22 protein-coding genes and 1 tRNA gene are annotated in these 23861 nt (G+C 41.4%); 21 read left to right on the forward strand and 2 right to left on the reverse strand.

Going from position 1 to position 23861, the window contains the following annotated elements; genetic code table 11:
* Positions 1 to 12 precede the first annotated feature (12 nt).
* The 21 genes from FED51_RS05165 to FED51_RS05265 all read left to right on the forward strand — a co-directional run bounded on the left by FED51_RS05165 (position 13) and on the right by FED51_RS05265 (position 20016).
* Positions 13 to 717 (forward strand): distal tail protein Dit, encoded by a 705-nt coding sequence (locus tag FED51_RS05165; RefSeq protein WP_053431887.1) that lies wholly within the window; start codon positions 13 to 15, stop codon positions 715 to 717.
* A 21-nt stretch (positions 718 to 738) separates the two neighbouring features.
* Positions 739 to 4719, forward strand: coding sequence for a phage tail spike protein (locus FED51_RS05170; RefSeq protein ID WP_053431886.1), 3981 nt, complete (start codon positions 739 to 741; stop codon positions 4717 to 4719).
* Complete coding sequence (locus FED51_RS05175; protein ID WP_053431885.1) at positions 4716 to 5126, forward strand: hypothetical protein; 411 nt, start codon at positions 4716 to 4718, stop codon at positions 5124 to 5126. Before FED51_RS05170 ends, FED51_RS05175 begins: the two co-directional genes overlap by 4 nt.
* 186 nt (positions 5127 to 5312) lie before the next feature.
* Positions 5313 to 5690: a hypothetical protein gene (locus FED51_RS05180; RefSeq protein WP_053431884.1), complete on the forward strand. Its 378-nt coding sequence runs from the start codon at positions 5313 to 5315 to the stop codon at positions 5688 to 5690.
* Positions 5691 to 5735: 45 nt separating this feature from the next.
* Positions 5736 to 6143 carry a phage holin family protein gene (locus tag FED51_RS05185; protein WP_010897137.1) on the forward strand — a complete coding sequence of 136 codons (408 nt, stop codon included), beginning with the start codon at positions 5736 to 5738 and terminating at the stop codon, positions 6141 to 6143.
* A complete protein-coding gene (locus tag FED51_RS05190; RefSeq protein WP_083445602.1) occupies positions 6140 to 7156 on the forward strand; it encodes an N-acetylmuramoyl-L-alanine amidase in 1017 nt (338 codons plus the stop codon). The genes FED51_RS05185 and FED51_RS05190 overlap by 4 nt, the downstream gene beginning before the upstream one ends.
* A gap of 19 nt (positions 7157 to 7175) precedes the next feature.
* The gene (locus FED51_RS05195) at positions 7176 to 7403 is read left to right on the forward strand and encodes a phage holin (RefSeq protein ID WP_053431883.1); all 228 of its coding nucleotides are present in this window, start codon (positions 7176 to 7178) and stop codon (positions 7401 to 7403) included.
* A 386-nt stretch (positions 7404 to 7789) separates the two neighbouring features.
* On the forward strand, positions 7790 to 8752 hold the full coding sequence (locus FED51_RS05200) for a tyrosine-type recombinase/integrase (RefSeq protein ID WP_053431882.1): 963 nt from the start codon (positions 7790 to 7792) through the stop codon (positions 8750 to 8752).
* A 24-nt stretch (positions 8753 to 8776) separates the two neighbouring features.
* On the forward strand, positions 8777 to 9076 hold the full coding sequence (locus tag FED51_RS05205; protein WP_053431881.1) for a DUF2614 family zinc ribbon-containing protein: 300 nt from the start codon (positions 8777 to 8779) through the stop codon (positions 9074 to 9076).
* Between the two features lie 54 nt (positions 9077 to 9130).
* Positions 9131 to 9541, forward strand: coding sequence for a hypothetical protein (locus FED51_RS05210; RefSeq protein WP_053431880.1), 411 nt, complete (start codon positions 9131 to 9133; stop codon positions 9539 to 9541).
* Between the two features lie 164 nt (positions 9542 to 9705).
* Positions 9706 to 10074 carry a helix-turn-helix domain-containing protein gene (locus tag FED51_RS05215; RefSeq protein ID WP_053431879.1) on the forward strand — a complete coding sequence of 123 codons (369 nt, stop codon included), beginning with the start codon at positions 9706 to 9708 and terminating at the stop codon, positions 10072 to 10074.
* A gap of 867 nt (positions 10075 to 10941) precedes the next feature.
* Entirely contained in the window at positions 10942 to 11901 is a 960-nt protein-coding gene (locus tag FED51_RS05220; RefSeq protein WP_053431878.1) for a hypothetical protein, read from the forward strand.
* 105 nt (positions 11902 to 12006) lie between these two features.
* The gene (locus FED51_RS05225; RefSeq protein WP_053431877.1) at positions 12007 to 12696 is read left to right on the forward strand and encodes a hypothetical protein; all 690 of its coding nucleotides are present in this window, start codon (positions 12007 to 12009) and stop codon (positions 12694 to 12696) included.
* A gap of 317 nt (positions 12697 to 13013) precedes the next feature.
* On the forward strand, positions 13014 to 14423 hold the full coding sequence (locus tag FED51_RS05230; RefSeq protein ID WP_053431876.1) for a T7SS effector LXG polymorphic toxin: 1410 nt from the start codon (positions 13014 to 13016) through the stop codon (positions 14421 to 14423).
* A gap of 12 nt (positions 14424 to 14435) precedes the next feature.
* Positions 14436 to 14906, forward strand: a complete 471-nt coding sequence (locus tag FED51_RS05235; RefSeq protein ID WP_175414305.1) for a hypothetical protein — start codon at positions 14436 to 14438, stop codon at positions 14904 to 14906.
* A 77-nt stretch (positions 14907 to 14983) separates the two neighbouring features.
* Entirely contained in the window at positions 14984 to 15355 is a 372-nt protein-coding gene (locus tag FED51_RS21820) for a cysteine-rich VLP protein (RefSeq protein WP_053431875.1), read from the forward strand.
* 115 nt (positions 15356 to 15470) lie between these two features.
* Positions 15471 to 15896 (forward strand): hypothetical protein, encoded by a 426-nt coding sequence (locus FED51_RS05245; protein WP_053431874.1) that lies wholly within the window; start codon positions 15471 to 15473, stop codon positions 15894 to 15896.
* A gap of 78 nt (positions 15897 to 15974) precedes the next feature.
* Entirely contained in the window at positions 15975 to 16268 is a 294-nt protein-coding gene (locus FED51_RS05250; RefSeq protein WP_053431873.1) for a hypothetical protein, read from the forward strand.
* A gap of 24 nt (positions 16269 to 16292) precedes the next feature.
* The gene (locus FED51_RS05255; protein ID WP_053431872.1) at positions 16293 to 17093 is read left to right on the forward strand and encodes a hypothetical protein; all 801 of its coding nucleotides are present in this window, start codon (positions 16293 to 16295) and stop codon (positions 17091 to 17093) included.
* 1397 nt (positions 17094 to 18490) lie between these two features.
* Positions 18491 to 19108, forward strand: coding sequence for an abortive infection family protein (locus tag FED51_RS05260; protein WP_053431871.1), 618 nt, complete (start codon positions 18491 to 18493; stop codon positions 19106 to 19108).
* An 822-nt stretch (positions 19109 to 19930) separates the two neighbouring features.
* Positions 19931 to 20016 (forward strand) — tRNA-Leu (locus FED51_RS05265).
* 430 nt (positions 20017 to 20446) lie between these two features.
* Here the strand turns inward: FED51_RS05265 and FED51_RS05270 are convergent.
* Both FED51_RS05270 and FED51_RS05275 read right to left on the reverse strand, forming a co-directional pair.
* Positions 20447 to 21922: a hypothetical protein gene (locus FED51_RS05270; RefSeq protein ID WP_053431869.1), complete on the reverse strand. Its 1476-nt coding sequence runs from the start codon at positions 21920 to 21922 to the stop codon at positions 20447 to 20449.
* Positions 21922 to 23655, reverse strand: a complete 1734-nt coding sequence (locus FED51_RS05275) for a DEAD/DEAH box helicase (protein WP_053431868.1) — start codon at positions 23653 to 23655, stop codon at positions 21922 to 21924. Before FED51_RS05275 ends, FED51_RS05270 begins: the two co-directional genes overlap by 1 nt.
* Positions 23656 to 23861 lie beyond the last annotated feature (206 nt).

A 23861-nucleotide genomic window follows, 5' to 3' on the forward strand; every position in this document is an offset into this window, starting at 1 on the left:
GGGTGATAAAAGATGAATTTTAGCTTTAATGGTGTGACAAAAGAGTATATCGAGGTATTGCATGGTTTTCAACGACCGATGATAGCACCTATTGAACATGACCTTTATGAAAGTCGTCAAAACGGTGTCATCGTACGAAAGGCGAGGTTAGCACCAATTGAACTATCTGTGCCCGTGGTGATTAAACACCGCGGGCGTTCCCTTGAAGATGTAAAAACAGAGCTTAATGGTTGGTTGTTTCATCAAGAGGCAAAGCGTCTTGTATTTGAGGATGATCCTGATCGTAATTATTTGGCTAGGTTATTGTCGGTTGAGTTGGGGGAGTATGAGCACTTTGCGAAAGGGGCTATTACCTTTTACTTAGATCAGCCTTACCGGTTCGGTGCTCAAAGAGAACTGGAAGTGACTCCTACAGCCTCTGAGCAAACCATTACAGGACAGGTGGAAACACCATGGACAAGTGAAACGACGTTTAGTAATGCCACATCCCATTTCACACTGGAAACTAGCCAAGGAATGCGAATTTTTCTCCACTATCGATTCATTTCAGGAGATCTTTTGCACATCGATTATGAGAAACGAAAAGTTACGTTAAACGGCCAAGATTTAGCAGCAGCAATCAGTCTAAGCTCGCACTGGGATTCCTTAAAGCCAGGGGCTATTTCATTGAATGCCAGTGAGCCGACAACAGTCACCTATACGGAGAGATACTATTAGTAGAAAGGAGGAAACGCATTCATGACAGAGTTATTCATTTTTGATCGCGAAGACCAATTGCTTACAATACTCACAGAATCGACTGGGCTTGTACGGGCGCTGTTTCGAGAGGAATTGAATCGGGTCCCTAATCAACCGTTCGCATTTACGATTGAAGCTAGTTCGGAAGAGGCAAAACACGTGGTCGAGGAACATCAGGTCGTCTTTCGTGATAAGGAAGGCGATCTTCGTCTTTTTGTGATTAAGGAACTGGAAGATGTAGATGGTTTGAATGGACCGCAAACGACGGCGATTTGTGAACCAGCGTTTATGGAGCTAGCTGAACATATGATCGTTGAACAGAGTGTAGTGAATCAACCGGCCCATGTAGCGCTAAATGTGGTTCTTCAAGGAACTCGTTGGACGGGAAGTGTAGAAGTTAATCTCGGAAATGCAACAGAGCATTTTTCTTATGTCAGTGCGATTGAAGCCGTGTGGAACATCCTCGTGACTTGGGGTGGTGACTTTAAAGATGTCGTCACATTCAATGCGGAAAACAAAATCACGTCCCGTCAAATCAAGATTGTTCAACGGCGGGGAGTGGATCGTGGGAAGAGATTTGAAATCGATCATAATATTGAACAAATCGAGAGAACCATTCTTTCATATCCCATCACGGCCCTATATGGTCGGGGGGCTTCACTTCAAGGGGAGAACGGTCAGGAGGGTTCTTTAGATTTTGGAGAGGTGGAATGGCGGAAATCAGCAGGCGCCCCTGTAGATAAGCCGAAGGGGCAATTGTGGGTAGGAGATCCAGAAGCCCTGCAAAAATACGGGCGTAAGCACAACGGCCAGCTATTGCACCGAGAAGGCATTTATCAAAATACGGACATTGAAGATCCCGAAGAATTATTGGAGAAAACATGGGAGCAGCTGCAGAAATCTAGCAAGCCGGAAGTTCATTATCGTTTATCAGTACGATTGTTTGAACATATTTCTGGATACGAGCACGAGAAGGCGAGCCTTGGCGACACTGCCGTTGCGATTGATCGGCAGTTTAGTCGTCCCATTGAAATTCAATCTCGGATTATTGCGATTGAATATGATTTAGTTGATATCGATGGAACCGGAATGGTGGAGATGGGACAGTTTTTGTCTCTCAATGGCATGGATGAACGGCTTGAACGAGTCATTGAAGAGATTGAAAAAAATCGGGGGAAATGGGGAAGCAGCGGTACGATTACGAGGGATAAATATCCTGATATCAAACCATCCGCTCCCGTAAACCTTCGAGCAGAGAGTGGATTTCAAGCGATTCAACTTTATTGGGATTATGCGGATGAACTTTACATTGAACATTATGAAGTTTATGGAAGTCAAGTCAGTGATTTCGTTCCAGACAGTCAACACTTACTGTGGCGAGGAAAGGTTTCCGCTTTTGCTCATTTTGTTGATAAAGATCAGCAATGGTACTACTACGTCCGTGCCGTCAACTATCATGGCAGACCATCCGATTGGTCCGACAAAGTATCGGGTTCTACCCATCGAATCATTAGTGATGATATTTTGTTCGGCCCCGACCTCGCTGAGAGATTAAGAGAATTAAATCGAATCAGTGACATTATTGGTGAAGGTGGCGTAAATTTTGAACAAATTAGTGATCATGCAAAAGCGCTTTTAAATCAAGAAGCACGCCAATACACAGATGAGGAAATAAGGGCTATAGAAGATGTGATCAATGCAGAACTGGCAGAAAAGGCTGGTTTAACGTATGTGGAAGGCAAGTTTTCGTTGATCGATAGTGAGTTAGAGGCGGTTGACGGGAAATTTGTATCAGTATCCACGCAACTAGCTGAATTAGAAACCGAAATTAGTTTGAAGGCCGAGCAAACACAAGTTGACGTGATCGAGGGCGAAGTAACAAACGTGGCCCATGATCTAAGTCAATTAACTGTTAGTGTCAATGGAGTCCAGTCCGAAGTGACATCGATTCGGTCGGGAATTGGTCACTTAGAGGAGATCGTAAACGGGAAGGCGACAGAGTATAAACTTCATTTCTCGTTCAATGCCTCAAGGGATTATCTCATCTTGTTGACAAGAGCCGATTTAACTGGAGCACGAAATTATGTAGCAGGGACTCTTTTTGGCCGAAGAGTTAGTGGGAATGTTGGATCAGGAAAAATCGAAGTCATTTTCAATAATTCCTCTAATGGAGATCGGGCATCGGGCTATTTTGAAGCAAGTGAAATCCAAACGTTAAATGGATGGAGTATGGTCACTTGCGATTACAAAGGCGAGAAGTATATCGCTCTTAGACACCAACTCCCCAATGAACACGACATTTGGAATACCGATACTCGTTTTTATGGACAGATCGGCTCTGATAGCGAAATGTTACTACCGGTTGACAACTGGGGTGGGAATCCTGACATTACAAACATTCAGCCATTCGAAAGTTCGAGACCAGTTGCTACTCCCATCATGAGAGCAGAAACGCGTATTGATCAAAACTCTCAGCAAATCGCCCTTCGTGCCACGGAAATTAATTCACTAGCCGGTCGTGTAACGCAAGCTGAAGCTGAATTGTCTGTACAAGCGACAGAGATCGCCGCTCGAGTTGAAAAGGACGGCATTGTCACAGCGCTTAACCTTTCACCAGAAGGAATACGCATCAAGGGAAGCTTAATCCATCTTGACGGAACGACATTAATCAATGATGGGGTCATTCAGAACGCACATATTGCGAATGCCGCGATCACAAGAGCTAAACTGGGCACAGCCGTTATTGGGACAGCGCAGATTGAGGATTTGGCGGTGACCTCTGCGAAAATTTCTAGTGTCAACGCGGATAAGATTAACGCTGCTAGTCTATCTGCAATTTCAGCCAATTTAGGCACAGTGACGGCGGGGATTATGCGGTCGAATAATAACAACATGGAGTTAAATTTAAACACTGGGACGCTTAACATGCGGAATACAAACTTTACACTTGGAAGTGGGGCTGACATTGAGTTTACTGACCCAGGGAACCGTCTATATTTTAAACAGTACGATCCAGTAGGTAATATTACAAGAAGTGCAGGTTTTGGAATTGGTCGATCAATTAATGATCGTTTTCCATATGGGTTCCTCGGAACAACAAATACAACTAAACCCAATCCTATTGATGATCAAAACTTTACAGGATTTATCACTAACACTAATCAACGTATGATTACAGACGGTATTGGAAATTCAGTAGTGGGGAGGATTTTCCACATTCGTGATCAAGCAGTCAGTTTTAGAAAAGGTGTTGCCTTTAATTTTAGTGATTCAACCACTATGAATATTTACCCCATCAATACAGGTTCTTACGACTACGTTTTTGGATCAAATAATAACAAATGGAAAGACATTCATGCAGATAATATACGAGCAGCCCAAGTATATATACGAAATCCTGTAGGGACGGGGGGATATATATTCGAAACGCAACCAGAAAGCGGTTCAGCAACGATGGTTTTTCGGGGGATTAATGTTTCTTTTTCTGGTTGGAATTATAACTTAGGGACGTCTTCGGCTCCATGGAACTTCGGTCGAATCAATCATTTAAGACCGAGTGGAAGTAGCCATAGTGTGGGCTCATCTTCAGAGCGCTACAATTTCGTTTATACCAATACTTTGGTTGAAGGCTCAGATATTAAAATTAAGAGCGATATTAAAAATAGCTTCCTCGGATTGGCATTTATTAAAGATTTACGTCCAGTAGATTTCCAGCTTGTTGAAAATGAGCAATACAAAACAGGTTTAATTGCTCAAGAAGTTGCAGCTGAATTAGAGCAACACGGAATAGACTTAGAAAAACAAACGATCGTTACCATTAATGATAGTGTTATGGGAGTTTCATACACACAGCTTATTGCCCCAACAATTAAGGCAATTCAAGAGCTAGATTCATATGTAAGAGACGAGGTCAATTCGCTTAAACTAGAAAATCAACGACTAAAAGAAAAAATAACAAAACTTGAGGAGAAGATAGCATGATTAAACTTCAAAATAAAGAATTAAAAGACGTAGCTGTATTTCTTAAAAAATTACCTTTGAATGGTAAAAAATCTGTCCACCGGATGCGGATTGTTAAGGTCTTGGAAGAACAAAACAAAAAGCTTGGTGAAGAAGAGTTGGAGCTTTTAAAAGAGTATGTTGAAACGAATGAAAAGGGCGAATTTGTCCATGAAAGCGGTAATCTCAAGTTTAAAGGAGACGTAAAAGAATTCAAGAAACAACAGGAAGATTTGTATAACGAGTATTTCGTCTTAGACGACACAAACTTAGAAAGTGCCCTTAAGACTTTGGAAGAAGTCGTGAACGACTACAATAAAGAGTTATCAGAAAAAGACGCGGAAGCTCATTTTACTTTAGTAGAAGCTTTTGAAAATGAAGGCGAATAAAGAAAAAGATAGGAATTCAATGTAATAAAAGAGTTTTCTAATGAGCCGTGGTTCATCTTTGAGCTAGCCAAAACCTAATTGCATGATTGGAAAATCTAGTGGTAGAAAATATAGAGAGAACGAGAAGCCGAGTAAGGCTTTTTATTATGTTTCAAAAAGTCAAAAAACAGGATATGAGGTGCTAAAATGCATAAAGAAGTTAATTATGTATTTGAATTTACTATGGATGGGGAGACTCAATCACATGTGGAATATCATTATATTGATGGGTATGAAAAAAGGCGATATAGATGGATAACCGATGGTGATGGTGGGTTCCCTCAGCCGTTAGATTTTAAAGGAACTGAAAAAGAGTTTAAAACAATTAAGCCAGTCTTACTTGATCAAGAGTTGGTTTATGAGAATTCTAGAGGAGAACAAACTTATAATCTTATTTATGATTTGACGGATGTTGACGTAGTAGTCATTCTTCCATTCACTAGGTACTATATGGGGGACAGACCCTATTATGAGTTCGGATTTAGCAACTTTGTTTATAAATTTAAATTTAAAGAAGACAATTAAATGGTAAAGAGAAAATCCTAATAGATTTTAGAAAGGAGAAAAGGGATGGAAGCCTTGCTGAAATGGTCAGCAGCTGTACTTGCAGCTGCTGTCTCTTTTTTATATGGGGAGTGGACAATTTTGCTATCAATTTTACTTACATTAGTGGTCATTGATTATGGCACGGGGCTAGTAGCAGCTGGCGTAACCGGAAATATTAACAGTCGTGTCGGTCTTATAGGGATTACGCGCAAGGTTTTTATTTTCGTTATGGTGGCAATTGCCCACATGATCGATACTGTTCTGCTAGAGGTCGGAATTGAAACAGAGGCTTTAATTTTTATGGCCGCCGTTGTTTTTTATATCGTGAACGAACTTATTAGCATCTTCGAAAATGCTGGTCGAATGGGACTACCGGTACCAAAGCAATTGAAACAGGCGATTTCCATTTTAAAAGGAGATGAATCAAAATGAAAATCTTTCTTGATCCAGGGCATGGCGGTCGTGACCCTGGTGCAGTTGCAAATGGATTGCAGGAAAAAGATCTTGTCCTCACGATCTCCAAGCAAATTCGTGACATTCTCACCTCTGAGTTTGATGGTGTGGAAGTAACCATGAGCCGGGAGAATGACCGCTTTTTATCGCTGACAGAACGAGCGAATGCTGCCAATCGCTGGGGCGCGGATTACTTTTGCTCCATTCATATTAATGCGGGCGGCGGAACGGGGTTCGAAACGTTTATTCATCCAAATCCATCTCGCGAATCGGTGAATGCACAAAACATTATCCATCCTCGGATTCTCGCGGAAATGAACGTTAGAGATCGAGGAAAGAAATCAGCCAACTTCGCTGTTTTACGGCAAACGAACATGCCTGCCATTCTAACGGAAAACCTTTTTATCGATAACCCGGCGGATGCCGCCCTTTTAAATGAGGATCAATTTATTACGAAGATCGCCCGCGGTCATGCAGAAGGAATTGCAGACGCTTTTGGGCTCAATCGGAGGGCAGGGAGTACTAGCGTTGCGAAAAAGCAAAAAGCAGCAGTGGGCGCTTCCAAACAAGATACGACATCTGGCTATGATCTCATTCGGCGTTACTTTCCCAACGTTGCCGTCTTACAACGGCAGCTGATCGCAGTCGGAGAAGACTTATCACGCTACCGTGACGATGGAGTGCCAGGTGAAGAGACGTTAACTGCAATTAAGTCGTTCCAACGAAAAGAGAGAATTACTGTAGATGGAATTCCAGGGCCAGTGACTCAATCCCGTCTACTGCATAAGCTTCAATATTCAAGAGTACTTTACTTGCAAAATCCGATGATGAAGGGAGAAGACGTTCGACAAGTTCAACGCGTGGTCAACGTCAATCCTGACAGCCTTTTCGGTCCACAAACGGAAAGGGGTGCTCGCCATTATCAGCAAAAGCACGGACTACAGGTCGACGGCAAAGTCGGTCCACAGACATGGGGGCACATGTTCGGTTAAAAACAAGGAGGAACAGCACATGAATGAAGAAAAGATACGAAACATTAGTGCAGGGACGGTTACTCGGTTTATTCTATTAGTAGTTGCACTCATAAATAGTGGGTTTGAAATGGCGGGTATTTCGTTCATTCCCATTGACGAAGAAGGCGTTAGCACCTTCGTTTCTCTTGCCTTTTTAGGCGGAGCGTCGCTTTGGGCCTATTGGAAAGATAACGACATCACCCGAACGAAAGAACACCTCCGATGAACCACAGATCAAAGCCTCGGTCATCCTGACAGGGGCCCTTCCCCTTCCCTATGCTCCGCAACATTCCCTAGTAGAAAATACAAAAACAACATATTGACGCAAGTGGTTATTCATGTTATATTATTACTTGTCCAACGCGATCAACTTCTAAGATACTGAGTTTAGATGATTGTTCGAGCATGGAAGATAACGTGCCGGTGTGGCGGAATTGGCAGACGCGCACGACTCAAAAGAGTCAGATTTCCGCGATACATACACGTACGACATAAACGTTGATATAACGCTGATTCTCCGTAAGGAGGGTCAGCGTTTTTTTCGTCCTCCGCGTCAGATTAATTGTTTTACGGTATGTGTTCGGATAATTAAGCTGAACGGAGGTGAAACGTTTGTCACGGAGAAGAAAAAATGTAATTAATACGGTAAAAGTCGAGGAACAGACGGTAATCGATGTCGAGGATTTCGAAACGTCAGTCCATTTATTTTTACGAGATAGGAAGATTAAGAATCTTAGCGAGCATACGTTGAAGTATTACCGCACTGAACTGTTAGGAACAATGCGCCAACTAGAGCGTCAAGGAGTCGAGACGCATCCTTCTACGATAACGGACAGAACGATTAAAGAAAACGTTATCCTTGATCTGATGGAAGCGGGAAGGAAGGAAACAACTATCAATGCAAGATTACGGGCACTACGTTCATTTTTCGGATTTCTTAGCGATGAAGGAATGATTGCGCAAAATCCGTTTGATGACGTAGGCTTAATTAAGCAACACAAGGAGATCATCCAGACATTTACACGTGCGCAATTACGAGAAATCCTTTCGCAAGCTGATCAAGGTACGTTTACCGGCGTACGAGACTATACGTTAATGCTGCTCATGGTAGAAACGGGCGCGAGAGTACGTGAGGTTTGCGATATTACGATTAACGACATTAAATGGGAGGATAATCAAATCAAACTTAACGGTAAGGGCGCGAAAGATCGCCTTGTCCCGTTCCAAAAGACGATGAAGCGTCAACTCCGTAAGTATATGGCGGTAAGGGGGCACGTATCGGTAACGGATATTTTATTTGTCAATATTGACGATAAACCGTTAAGTAGACGGAGAGTCCAAGAAATTGTAGCTAAATATGGGCGCATGGCTAACATTAAAAACGTACGGTGTAGCCCACATACATTCCGGCATACATTCGCCAAGATCGCGGTCCAAAACGGAGCCGACGTGTTTGCGCTACAAGCCATGCTCGGACATACATCGCTAGAAATGGTACGTAATTATGTAAATCTATTTTCTTCCGATGTTTTTGAAAAACATAAACATTTCTCGCCCGTAGAGAACCTTTTCTAATCCTTTAAAAGGAGGACGGTAAAGTTGAAACGAATCACGATGACTCATGAAAAAGAAGGTTTCATGGACATGATGACGAGGATCATCGTACTACTCCCGTTAAATCTAGCGTTAAAGACACTAGGCGTAATAGCCGCTATTACAATCATCGGTATCCCTGCCTCGGTACTACTATTTAAAATGGCTAACATGTTATGGTACAAGACCTATAAGCTTGAGTGCCCGTCCTGCGGTAAAAAAATATCGATTCAAGGCGGATCAGAAGCCACAAATTGCATGTACTGTAAAGAGCGTATTGTCGCTACTTGGAGAAAACCGGCCTAGTGGGGAACCGAAATGACACTCGTTAAAAAATTAAAATAAAGGAGACGATTAAAAATGAGCAACAAATATTTAGAGTATTTAAACGATTTTGTGGAGCGTGAGCAAATCCTAAAACAATTGCGTGAGGGCAATCTACTAAACATAACGTTAGCACCGGAGATTGGCTTCACGCCGCCGAAAGCGAGCCAAAAAGAGATCGCACAGGCGTATTACCGATTTACGATGGACAAGTCGCATAATCTATCTGTTTTAACCGGAGGGGAGACGCCCTGCATCATCGAGGACGATAATAAAGGTGTGATTACACAGCAAGAGATTGTTGCTGAAATTGAGAAGCTGCTTGCATACGTTAAGGGGGATGATCTCGCTATCGCAACAAGAGATCAAGACGATCAAAACACGGAGCTGGCGATTAAAAACAAACACATTGAGACAGTTGCGCAGCTGACATTGCGCAGAGTCTAACATTTCGAGACGTGACCAAAAGCGGTCACGTCTTTTTTCGTTTGAGTACGTTTATATTCGAAAGTTTATATCTCCCCGTCACGGGACGTGTAGGCGCATATGCGGACGTATTTATGTGCGAAATCGTCTTCGCTACGTGTAATAGTAGTGAGGGGGTTTTCGGGATGAACGAGAAAGAAACGAAAATATTCGTAAAGATGTACGTTGATGCCGTAAGTAGCGGGTTAATCGCCGATATGGGACCCGACAATTGGCAGACACTTTGCGTCATCGCCTCGTATATGGACGAGAATGGGCGATGTTACCCGACACAAGCGCAGATTGCTCGTGGACTTGGCGTAAGAAGGGAGACGGCGAATCGTCGAGTAAAAAAGCTACTAGACTATCGATGGTGCGGTCGACCGATTATCGAAGCCTACCGGAAGAGAAACGGAAAGGGCGTATGGGAGAATACGGAATACGTGATTTCGGCAATTAGTCAGCTACGAATATTTGACGCTGAACCGGAGGATGTCCGTCCATGTGACGCGTAACTAACATGGCTGTAGCTAACATGGCTATACGTCACACTAACAAGAACCACGTATTAACTATAACCACGTATAACAAGATAAATAATTGCGCGATGCTTCGCATCGCCTGAAAATCAAAGATTTTCAGTCCTATTAACTCCGTTCTTTATAAGCGGAAATAATAAGCGAAGTAAGGGATAAGACGGGTGGATGCGAGTGTATACGAAATAAAATCCGAAAAATTTTATCGAAAGTGTGCGAAAAAAGAATCGGGAAGTGTATTAAGAGTGAGGAGGCGATAATGACGTGTCGGCTACTCCATAACGTATATAATCGGTTACTACAATAAACGTAGTAAAATCGTAGTAAAACGTTGATATATCAAGGGTTTCAAGCTACATCCCTTAAAGAAGTGAATATAAACGTAGTAATTCGAGTACACACGAAAGAGGAAGGGAGGGCGCTAATTTTAAACGTATGTAAACGAAGTAGGATAATTAATGCGCCAGTCAAGCAGAGCTTGACTGAGTGAATGCTACGCATTCACTCCCGTATTACATAAACAAACATCGTTATAAACGCTAAAACATAGCCACTCTCGTAATATTTGAGATAAACCGCAATATTCCGTTAGTTACGCGCGTGACGTGTGTAAAAATCCGTTAAAAGTCGTTTTCATCCGGAGGGCGGTAAGTTCCGAGGAATGGGGTAAGGGTAGCAGTTATTATTAGGGACAATGAAACAAAAAGTGGCGTCAAACGCAGTTGTGACAAAGGATTGACCGTTATTTGTAATGCACACGAAAAGGCGTATATTTTGCCGTTTTTGCACACGAAAAGGCGTATATTTTAGTTTTCGCTGGTAATCGATAAAAGGGGGGAATCAATATTGGCAAAACAAAGACCATTTATGGACGGATTGAAGAGTGACGCATTCCGCATACACATGGAGCTTAAAGACAGGTTAAAGGTTGTCGACAGTGAAACCGGCGCGGTACTAGATTATTATCGACCGGAGCCCGTCATGTCAGAAGAAAAAAAGCGGTCATTTAAGTTCATGACAGAATTAGACTACCACGCGGACAAATATGGCGGCTTCATTATTGCTTTTTTCGAGGGAAGTAGACGGATGACCGATATATTTCCAGACCTTACCCAAGCAGACTACGCGAGGTTACTTTACGTATCAACTTATACTGCATACAGCGAGAGAGATGATCTCCATTGTTATCTAAAGCACGATAACGGTCACTTTATTAATCGGAGTAGCTTGTTTAAATTACTCGGGGTTGCACGCAATACCTTTTCCGCTTTTTATCGGAAGTTAATAGATAATAACATCATTCAGGAGTTGGACGGTAAACTAGCTATTAATCCGGAGTTTTTCTTCCGCGGAGAAATAAAAAAAGTGAGCCATTTTCATTCGAGAACGACAGTCCATACGAGAGTATTTAGGCGCACGGTTAGAGAACTCTACCAAAAGTATGGCCGAAGGAAAACTAAACAGCTAGGTATCTTGTACGCAATACTTCCGTACGTTAACTTTAGGTACAATATCCTTTGTCACAACCCTACGGAAAGTAATTGTGAACTTATTCATCCTATGAAACTAGGCGAGTTGGCGGATAAACTAAGATACCGAAACGCTAGTAAACTAAAAACCGCTATGAGAGGGATTCGGTTTGAGGATATGCCCGTATTTCAATTTGTAGAGGATGCGCACGATAACCGACAACGTAAAGTAATCGTTAATCCTGCGTTATTTTACGCAAGTGGCGGCGAAACGCTAGAGACGGCAAAGGTGCTATTTCAACAAAATGGCGGCAGTGGCTACAAAAAGGATATATAGGGGTAACAGTGTGACCATAAATGATAAAAGATTAAAAATATCCAATTTAACAATATCACACTAATTCCGCATATCCAAGCGGAAATACGGAAAGGAGGAGAGTAGGTGACACAACCGAGGGAACCGGGGAGCGGAGCGATTGCATTTGCAGCCAAATATGTACGCGATCTCGACTTTGAACAAGCATTAATCACGTTGGGACGATTAATGGACGGACAATTACACGATCCGCGAGACAAGCGGGTAAAGCGGTGTGATTATTGCGGCTATTTTTGGCGGGATGAGACGAGAAATAATCGGAAACAGACGTGTTCCGCCGAGTGCAGACGAGGGATCAAGACGTTACATCAAGCGGCAAGACGAGCAAAGCAAAAGGCGCGGAACTCGGGAGGCCGAAAGCCCACGAAAAAGGGAGAGTATTACCGGCGAGAGCACGGGCTATGGACAACTGAAGGTGAAATGTTAAAACATGTAAGCAAACACGAAAGGCCGTATCCAACGCATAAAGTCGCTCAAATAGACGCGGCAAAGGGGCGAGATCGACTGACGGGCGGGCGTAGGAAACCTAATTACTATGTCCCGTATAGCGGGGACGAGAAAGACGGAGGGCACGCCTACAATCACCGAGTCAATTTACGAATACCGGAGACAGACCGAGAACCGAGCGAACTAAAAACAGGAAAAATTGACGATGTAGACGCGTATCTGCGCATGCGATACTCGGCAGAAACCTTAAAAAGGGAGCGGAAACGAGCGTCACAATTAAGTCGTAAGTTGGGACTATGCCCGTTATAATAAAGGATTAAAGTCCTATTTCTCCTCTCTTTACCATCCTTTATGATAAATAACATGGATATTATTTCCTTGAGAAAATTTTGATGGTTAGTAATAGGAAAGTATTAGTCGTTTCGATTACGGATAAAAGTAAATGGTAGGTTAATAAGAGAATAGGTAGTGGCAGAAGGCAGTCGATTCATCTAGTAGATGCCCAAGCATTCCAATGCGGGTGGTTTTACTAGGCAGTACAAAAAGCCCCATGGCCTCCTATAACTTACTGATCTGATTACATAATGATCGACAGAATCTTTTTAAGTGGTCAAGGGGGTTTCAACATGAAGTTCTTAGATGTGAACCAACATCTCTCGGAACTCGATGAACACATTAAAGTGTTAAAATCATATGGAGATGTGTTCGAGGCAGTTGAAGCAAGAATCACGCGCGTCATTAATATGGATGGAGCATTTAAAGGTGAAGGTGCAAAGGGAGTCATTTATAATCATGCCCATATGCAGCTGCCAACGATTCGTTCGATTCGAGCCTTTCTGATTTCTTTCAGTGAGACACTTGAAAAAATGAAAGCGAACATCACTGAGTATGAGCCTGCGTCAAATGGCTCGGTGTCAGAAGACTTTTGGAAAAATCAGCTACCAAAAGCATATGACCGTTACGAAGAAACGCTAGCGGAAAGAGAGGCAGCGATTAATCAGGCGACAGCCGAAGTGAGCCATATCTTACACCTCGGCAAGCTTCAGACAGGCGACGTGTACAACAGCGTCGATAGTGCACGCAAACACGCAGATACGGTGTTAGAGGGTTTATATGATCTCGACCAAGCAGGTGTCGAATTAATGGCCCAAGTACGAACGAAGATGGAAGAATTAAAAGCGACGATCCGGCAGGTGTTGGATTGGAACATGACCGGTGGCGTGACGATGAAGGGTGTCAGCATCATGGAGGTAGGTGGGTATTTTGCCAACAACGCGACCTTGCATGAGAAAGCGCCAGCAGTCGATACGAGTAAGGTGAGTGCGGGTGTGCATGATCCGGCGCTAGCAGGTAATCCTGCGTATATGATAAGCTATCAGGCGTGTTCTTTCAACGACTGGGCCAATCCGGAATTACGTGAGGATTACGAGCTAATTTATGAAACAGAAAATACCTCGAGCGCTTCGATAGGACAAGAAGCCGGATCTGCTGTACTTGATTTTATCCCAGTCGTCGGTAATATTAAGGCCGGGGTTGAAGCGGTCATAGGAAAGGACCTCATCACTGGTCGTGAATTAGAAGATTGGGAACGAGCCCTTGCTGGTGCTGCAATTATGGGTGGACCGATAGTAAAAGGGGCATCTAGGGGAGCAAGGTTAGTTAATAATGCAAGTAATGTTCCTGTCCATACAGTAAACAATAGGACACAAGCATTAAACCATGCGAAGGATTTAGCGGGTGTTCCAAGATCTCAACAACCTGTCCGTCAATGGCAAGTTGGCGATGATATTACTAAGAAAGGTGCGGACTATAAAAACTATCAATATAATGCAAATACAACTCACCACGGGCGTTACTATGAGTATGATACACCACAGGGGAAAAGGGTAGTTGTTGATCATATTAATGATGGAAGAAAGCATGCCCATGCAGGAAAACCTGATCCTAGAGTAAATCAGTTTGATTACGACTTCAAAGAAAACAGATATAAAAATATATACGGTCCGAATGGTGACCACCATATCTATTATGAATAAAAGGTGAAAATTATGACAAACCGTAATGAGATGATTCAAAGGAAAATAGCTATGATAAACGCAAGGAAAATAATGGGAGAATTTGAATATTTACAACTTATTAATTTTGAAGAGCAGGAATCTCACTGGATACACTTATTCCAACCGAAGCTTGAAGAATTTCTCAAAATTAATTCGAAGCCGACTTATGAGAAGGTCGAAGGTGATATAGAGAAAAACTATATTTTATGGATCGAAGATCGTTTAAATTTCCTAAAGAATGTAAAAGAGTGGCTTATAGGAGTTCCAAATTGTTCTGTATGGGCGAATGTAAAGGTATTAGATTATGCTAAAGCGATTGAAGAACTTTGGCTTTTCTCTGAAGACAATAGTTTTTTGATTGCTGACAAATCGTCAGGGGTAGTTGTGCAAACATTCTCCGAAGAGAAATGTTATGAGATCCATATAGGTAAATGTGATGTTAAATCTATAGAATCAAATTGATTCAAATTAGAAATGAAGAATAATAGGCAGCTTCTCTACGAGGCTGCTTTTTCTATTTTCGGTAAGGAGGTGACTAAATGACGTTAGAAAAAGAAATCCGCAAACTCGCCCGCCTACACTGCGCCAACTTTAACGCCGCCACAGAAACGGAATGCCTCTATTACGACAAACCGTGCCGATATTTCAACGAAAAAGGACGGTGCTCCTACTTCGAGACGGCCGTACTTCCGTCAGACGAAGCGCTACAAACGCGATATTGGAACGCGATCACAGGCGATGCCCAGCCCGTTTATTGCGCTTATTGTGGCGAGCCTTATGAGCGGAAGTCTAACGCGCAAAAATATTGCCGTAAGTGTGCGCCGAGAGTTGAACGAGAAATGAGACGGCTTAGGGACCGAGAATATCGACAAAGAAAACGACGGAATCAAGAAGAAATTAGTCGATTTTAGCGGGTATATGACGCGATACAGCAACGTTACTTATTGCCGAGTGTATTTGGTAGAGTAACGGCTTTTTGACGTTCAAACGCGTCGCATTAATTAACGAAAGTAAAGGAGGCGGAGGATGAGACGCTACGGAGAAAACGTAAATGTGACCGAGTACCACGTAGGTACAGCCGTCGAGCGTAAGCCGATGACGTTGTGGCCGGACGGGACTCTAACGGATATACAAGTACGTGAGTATCCCCCGACAGCACGTAATCACACGGCAGTTATTGACGTCTTCCCGCACATGGTTGCGACAGATGACGGCGATTATTTTACGGTGGTTGACGTGGTGATCGCAGACAAATCAAACGGAGAGCCAGTTTTGACGTACTGTAAGACGTTCAACCCGCGCGATGAGCCGAGACGCATCGAGGAATACACGGAGTATGACGCTGTTTACAAAGCTGAAAGAATGGGCTTTAAGGAGATCGCGGAGGTGAACGTATGGCCAAGCATGACAAATTACGGTCAAGGCGAGAGCTACGCAATCGAAAGCGCCTAAACGACGGTGATTCGTGGACAAAAAAATTGATGCATGAACTCGAAGCTAAAAAATCGAAAAAGGATGGCGGTGGATCGAATGAGTGAACAAGAAGTACAAACAAACGTAAAGATGGATGAGCAACCTGATTATAAAAAACTATACGAGGAGGCACAAAACCGTCTTAATCAGATTAAGCTACAGATTAGCTGTTATGCGGTGCTGAAAGATGAATACGTCCATCCGTCATTACACGATGATTTTATTGATCTTGCGGAGAGGATAGGGATAAAAAAGGAAGAGGATTTCACAGAATTGGTTCGCTTTTACCAAGATCATGCCGATCTCTCTCGAGTTAAATCAGACTCACCGGCAAGCAAGTATTTAAAATAAAACTTAAAAAGGAGATGTTTAAAAATGGAAAACTACGAATATATCTTAACCACTCAATCTGTACAAAACGAGGACGGTAGCTTCTTTAATCCTCATGAGTTAATTTCAGTTCCCGAGGATAAGGCGAAAGAACTAGCGAAAACAGGACAAGCAATTAGGATCGACACTCGCGTCATGGACGAGCTACAACGTAAAGTAAGACGCGCAATCAAGCAGGCGAAGAAATCTATCCGAGAGATGCGCGAGAGCGATAATCCGTATTATCACGACCCAGCCGTACTTGATTACGAGATTAAACGAGTTGAGGACGCGCTAGACCGAGAAGTTAACGAGATTAACGAGCAGTGGAAACGAGAACGTCAGCAAATGATCGACGAGGCGACCGACATCGCCGCAAACTATACGGTTAGGGTATCGTCAAGTGATCGTGATAAAGCAGAAGTAATCGTCTCTGACTTCCTTTTTGGATCAGAGACCGGTAATAAAGCGGATGCTTTGTCCGACTTTCAAGCGAGATTAGCAAGCGCTAGTCCTTCCGTTTTGCAGGCGATCAAAGCGAGATATGCCGATATTAAACGCACATTAGACACGCATTTTAACACGCTTGATGCGGTGGTTACAATGTCGGCAATCAACCGTCAACCAAAAGAAAAACTCGTAAAAATAGCGGTTGAGCAACTACCGGTAAACGTGGACCACGATTATTTTGTGTATAAAACGATTAAACAGAGTAGAGATAGATTTGCTTGGCAGGCGTTAGACTCGGTAGAATCGGCAGGCTCACTAGATGCTCAATTCCGCGCGTTAGATCGGATGGGCAAATAAGTAGCGTTTAAAATCGGCGTACTTCAACACGAGGTACGTCGGCTTTTTTTATTTCGCGTTACTCTCGATCATTGATTCGTTGTATAATATGTAGGGATTGGTTACAAGACGAGTTCTTTACGTAACATTAACCTAGTGCGTCGTTCACGATGAGCGCTGTCTAAAAACCCGAGGGTTCGTTATATCCGAACATTAAGCCGTAAAACTCCCTTCTATCAACGGTATACAGGCGCAAACACAAACGAATCACATACGAGAGATAGACGGAAGATGCCCGACGATTCTCCTGAATGAAACACGATTTTATGCAAGATTTTATTCATCGGTAAATTACGGTAAATAGCGTATAATCAACGTTTGTGGTACTGCATATTTGCGAGGATATAGCGAAAGGAATAAGGACGCGTGAAACCGTTGATATAATACGGTTTTTGTTTTCGTCTAGTTAACATAATCTATGGTATCGGAACCAATTGTGCATAACGATGAATGCTACATACATATTACAACCCAAAAACGAAACGGTACCAAGAACACGAAATGAAAAACGGAAACAGAACATCCTAATGAATAGTAGCGATAATGATGATGGACCCTTTACTTATCGTTTTATTGCATTTAACTAGACTGAATCGCATGCCAAAACCGAAATAAAAAACGGAATTACGCATGAAGGTACGCCTATTAATATAAGCGCTCTGTCCGATCCAGTCTCGATTATTTATCACGTCTATTATCGTGTAACCACGTAGACTTACGGATTAAAGCCGTTAAGTTAGCTTACATACCTCCGATAAAGCGTATAACGTCGATCTCTATCGTTGATCGTGAAAGATTTAAAGAGTCGAGGTGTTACGCACTTAATGTGGTTTACCGATGATACGTCCTTGTAATCGTTGGTTAATGTTCATCGATGCCTCGCTTATCGTATCAACGTAGACACACGAGTATTGACGGTTAATCAACGGAATCTAACGCCTAACAACGGGGTATGGGCCTGTTAGATAACGTGATAACTACGTTAATAGACGCAATGACAGATTAATGTGTACAGACAGCCGACAAATATCGAGAAAAATTTGGGTAATCACTTCGCTAAAAATCGAACGTTATAGCTGCTCTCGTGCCCAGCGTTCGTGATTCGTCGGTACGGGAGGGGGCGGGGATCGGGTGTTTTTGTCGCGCACTGACCCCCGTAACATTCCGACAAAAATTTTAAAACCGAGGGGTAACGAAAGTGGATAGAGGTGTGATATATGAGTGAAGAATTGTTAAGTGAAATGGAAAGGTTAAAAGAAATCCTAATTGCTTGAGCCACAGGAGATTTTCCGGATGAACAGGAATATAGAGAATTACGGAAGAAATTTATTTCAAATACATCTATAAGAAGAAAATTATTGCCAGAATTTATATTTAATTGTCGTACTTTTTCAGACTATTGGGGATTTATTAAAGAAAAATCAGATACATATCAAGGTAGGCGGGACTTTTTAAGAGATGCTTTCGCTGATGTTCTACTATACTTAGAAGAACAATCATTATGCTCAACACCCATAGATGAGATTGTCCTGATGTCGATTTCAAATAACAATATTTACTCATACGTCCAAGAAAACTGGAAAAGAGCTATAGACAGGAGAAACAGTGACCCCGAAGGTGCTATTACTATGGCTAGAACACTGTTAGAGACTACATGTAAACATATCTTGGATCAAGCAGGGGAGTCTTATAAAGATAGCGACGATTTACCTCAATTATATAGTAAGATTAAGCGTTTATTGAATTTGGCACCGAGTGAACATACAGAGAAAATATTTAAACAAATTCTTGGGGGCTGCGTATCTATTGTTAACGGATTAGGTTCCATTAGGAATAAAGTGGGAGACGCCCACGGAAAAGGTATTATAGGGCCGAAACCCTCTCCTCGACACGCTCAGTTAGCAGTTAATACGGCAGGTGCAATGGCTGAGTTTTTGATTGCCACGTGGGAGGAAAAAGTAAAAAGGGAGAACTAAAATAGTTGAAACGGCCACTCCCCGGAGCCGATCCGAAAACAAAAGCGAAACTATCACCGTTAGAACAGTGGCGCAGAAGGCGCAAGCAAGTACGTCCTATTGCCTGTGGATAAAAAATCGTGGTAATATTAAAAATAATTACCAAGGGCGGTGTTGGACGTGAATAGAAACGAAAGTATGCCGGCAGTCATTCTATATTATTTTGGATGGATTCTTACGATCGCGGGAGTTGTCGCAGGCCTATATCTCGGATTTACCTTAGACCTACCCAAAGATGGGTATACTTATCTAACTGATCCGCATCCATTACGTTGGGTTTACGGATTTTCTACGATAATTGGTTCCGCGGTGTTCGGATTAATTCTCGTTGGAATATCGGAGATTATCGCAATTATTTCTGAAAAAAGTTACGAGCATAAGGAGCTACAAAAAAGCGTAATACGTCGGTTAGACGAGATTATCAAGAAAGATAGCGCCGATTGAACGTCCTGAATTAACGATACTTTCCGACAAAAATTTTAAAACCGAGGGGTAACGGCTTAGAACGCTATAATAAACATTCGCATATTTTCGTATTCAATTCGTAGGTTGCCAATCGGTAGTCTACGATCTTTTTTATTTTCACGGTTGACTATCGAAATTATCCGTGATATATTACTATATGTCCGACGCGTACTACTCGTGTAATTGCGAACCCGCGCACGATCGACATTCGGTTGATATGTCGGTGATTCTACGTAAAAGTAAGCAAGTAATGTGCGGTAGGACGAATAAGATGCGCTCTATTACGGTGAAGGATGCCGTTATAGCAACGTTTAACGTGCCGGTGTGGCGGAATTGGCAGACGCGCACGACTCAAAATCGTGTTCCCTCGTGGAGTGTCGGTTCGACCCCGACCACCGGTACCATTTATTTGAATTACATAGCGTGATATCAACGTTCTCTATGATGATAGGGGACGTTTTTTATTTGCCTCTTTTGCACTCTCAAAATTGTGTCGGCTGGGGGAAGAGTAGCACTCACTTCGAGCAGAAGAACAATAGCTTTTAAATGATTAATTAAGTCTACTCTAAAATTTAAAGCTTCTTTAGGGTTTTTGATAGATAGTTGAAGTTACCAAACTTAGACAATAATGAACGGTTACTCTTGGAAACCGAATTGCACTGTCTTCTGCTCGTCTTGTAATGAAGTTTAGTTATTCTGTTTACGACGGTTGATTCTGGGCTATCCTTACTTCCTTAGCATAGCATATACGAACATTTTTGCATAAATTCTCCTCTCTCTAAGTAATCCAGAAGGGGGCGTTGTAAATCCAAATTGGGCACATTCTCTATTAAACTATTTTGATTTTCTTCCAAACAAGTTATATTTGTCTGTATATATAATACTGTGGCTCGTTTTATCGTAAACAATTAAAAAGCTTTTAAAGATCAATCCTTTCCCTAGAAGGTTTATTCTATTCCCTCGTTCCGAGACATCGAATTTTTTAGCTTGCATATTTTCAGGTAATGATTTTAATATTTCATGGAGTTGCGGGGTTATTGTAACGACTGGTTTAAAAGAATTACAGATATGGCACTTGCCTGATGGATTACAGTCTGTACAGTAAAATTGATTACAATTTGCACAAAGGTTCAATTCTTCAGCTGATATGGTATGTAAACAAGATTGACATTCAGTCGCATGATTATGACATAAGGTTGAATGAGAGATTGCAGAAACTTCTTTACACTCGTCACATAACTCTGAACTACAGACAACACACGTTTTTTTCTTGTGATCTCCTAAGCATTTATGACAGTTTGAGCATTTAAATACTCTATTCGTTTTTGCAATGAGATTATCACTTGTTATTGTAAAAGGACCAATTGATTCATTCGTGACTGAACAATTGATGTTACTTTCAGTTTTGCTGATTAAATCTATGTTTACTTTGCCAAAAGGACTTTCGACGGTAACTTTTGCTGATTCGTTATTCTCTTTTAATAACAGTATCGCGACCGGTTCAATCGTGACTTCTTGTTGTTGAATTCGGCTTTTCTTTATTTGTTGATCGATTAAATTTTTTCGTTCCTTTTTTAATAAAGCAAGTTCTTCTTCTGGAGTCAGACCTTTAGAACTTTCGGCAAGTTCGTTTTCAGACTCTAATAGATCGTAATACTCATTAATTCGGTTTATTTCTTTTTGTAATGTTGCTTCATGATCCTTTAATTTTTCAGTAATAAAAGTTTGGGCATCTTCTTGAGCAATTGCATAAAGCTTTTGTATAGCTCCATCAATAAGATCATACGAGATATCAGTAATCTGTTCTTCCTTTATTTCATCTAAAAAATCATTAAGCTTTTCCTCTGAGGGAACATTTTCAAAGGTTCCTGTTTTCAGACTGTATTTAAACCCTTTTAGATACTCCTCAGTTAGGTAAAGGTTCACAGTGGTCTTAAACCATACCATGATAAAATCACTACGTTCAAATAAAGAGCTAGTTACTTGGAGGTTACAGTCAGGGAAACTGTCCTTAAGCTTGTCTAAATGAGTTTGAATGGTCGTCGTTATGGTACCACTACTAACACCTGAATTGTATTCAGCAACGAGTTGTGCGATTTTTTGTGTGAAATAAGTTTCAAAGGTGATATAAGTTGCATGTGGATCGTTTGTTTTCTCAAAAGTTATCACCATTTCTTCTTGACCATTAAATTCATCTCTATATTTTTCTGGGAAGAAGATCTTCCAATTAGATGTTGTCATCTGGTGCACTTTCATCCCTAAAAAATGGCAGCTCTCGAGAATATATGGTTTAAGTTCATATAGTTCCATTAGGTTCCTACTCCTATTGTATTTAATATCTTAGTCGCTTGATCGACATCTTGATCTAATTCTTGTTTTGCGGTTAAAAATTCATCACTGATTGAACGTAACTGTTCTTCAACCTCGGCGGAATTCTTTGATTCCAATATAATTTTGCCTATTCGTAATTCGAAGGATTCATCGTTGTTCTTCATATAAGATAGGATAGTATCTAATTCACCTATGACAACTTCAAAAAGGTTAACCTTGGAAGTGAGGGTATATAGAAGGTACTCATCGATTGCGCCTTTTGTTGGCATTGTATAGATTTCTACGTCATTCACTTGACCAAAACGATGCACGCGACCAATTCGTTGTTCAATTCTCATTGGATTCCAAGGAAGATCGAAATTGATTAAACGATGGCAGAATTGAAGGTTTAATCCTTGACCACCAGATTCGGAGGAGATGAATACTTGTGCCTCCTTATTTTTGAATCTTTCGATCGATTGTTGCTTTTCGCGAGAGGAAAGTCTACCGTGATAAGTAGTAACGGTAAAATCATGCTCTTCAAGCAATTCAGATAGTAGATCAATTGTTGCCCGATATTCGGAATATACAATCGCTTGCTCATCTGATTGCTTGAGTAGCTTCAGAAGCTCTATTGCTTTTGATGGTGCCGTAATTCGTTCGCCTAGTTGAATGAGATCTAGACAGTTTTTTTTGTCAACTCCATCAAGCCTTGGAAACATTTTGGTTCTTAAAGTACTTAACGAGGCTTGAGGACTACTGCAATTTTGTTTCAGTAAAGATAGTAAGATGAGGACGATTAGATGTACTCTAGTTTTATCCCAGCCAATTTGAATGTCACCTTCCATATACTTTTTATAAGTATCTCTGCAAAAATCGATTACTCCATTATGGAAGTTCCTTTCAATTTCAGTTAATTCAATTTCAACGTTTCGTATCACCCTTCTAGGTAGTTCCACGAGAGTATCAGATCGTCTGTGACGGATCATGACTTTGTTTAATAAATCTCTTAAAGCTTCAATATTTTTAGGCGTATAGCGATTAACAATAAATTGTTCACGAAACTTTTTTCTGCTTTTTAAAAATCCCGGCTTTAAAATGTTTACGAGGTTAAAAAGTTCTCTCATGTCGTTTTGAATTGGCGTTGCAGACATGAGCAATGTATTATTTTTTTGTATTGTATAAACAAATTTATATGTTTGAGTTCTGTGATTTTTAAGACAGTGAGCTTCATCAACCACTAATAAGTCGAAGGTTCGTTTATTGATTATTTCTTGTCTTTTCTTAGAGCGTACTAGATAAGGCATTGATGATATAAGTAGATTTTGTTCTTCCCAACCCTCTTCTTTTAAATCTGTTAACTGTATCTTGAATTTGTCGTTCATTTCGTCTCTCCACTGTTCTACGAGAGGGGCAGGGACTAAGATTAAGACAGAATTGATAAGACCTCGAACTAGAAGTTCTTTTATAATTAGACCTGCTTCAATTGTTTTACCAAGGCCTACTTCGTCTGCTAAGATCGCGCTACCTTGCATATCTCGCAGAACTTTAATAGCGGTTTCATATTGCCAAGGTCTAGGCTCTAAATAGACTTCATCTAAACAGATTAACCTATCGAATCCTTTTTGGAGTTGGATGGCTTGAGATTGTAGTTTGAGCTTAATATTTTTTAAGGGGGAAAGTTCTTTCGTCAAATGAAGCTTTTGCTGTTTTGAAACAGGAATAATGTTCATTACGCTTGTGACTCCTTAGAAAATATTCTAAACAACTGTCTGATAGATTGGTTTGGGTTTTAACTTAATTAAATAATCTATAAGTAGTAGCGGGGTCCTGTTAACCGAAAGGATGTGGATATAATCTATTATACAATGTGTTGATGTTTTTTCGTAAAAGGTAAAAGAAGTGATCTTGGAGATTCCCTAAGTATCAAGGGCTAAAA

Source organism: Halalkalibacterium halodurans, assembly GCF_005671335.1.
GTDB lineage: Bacteria > Bacillota > Bacilli > Bacillales > Bacillaceae_D > Halalkalibacterium > Halalkalibacterium halodurans.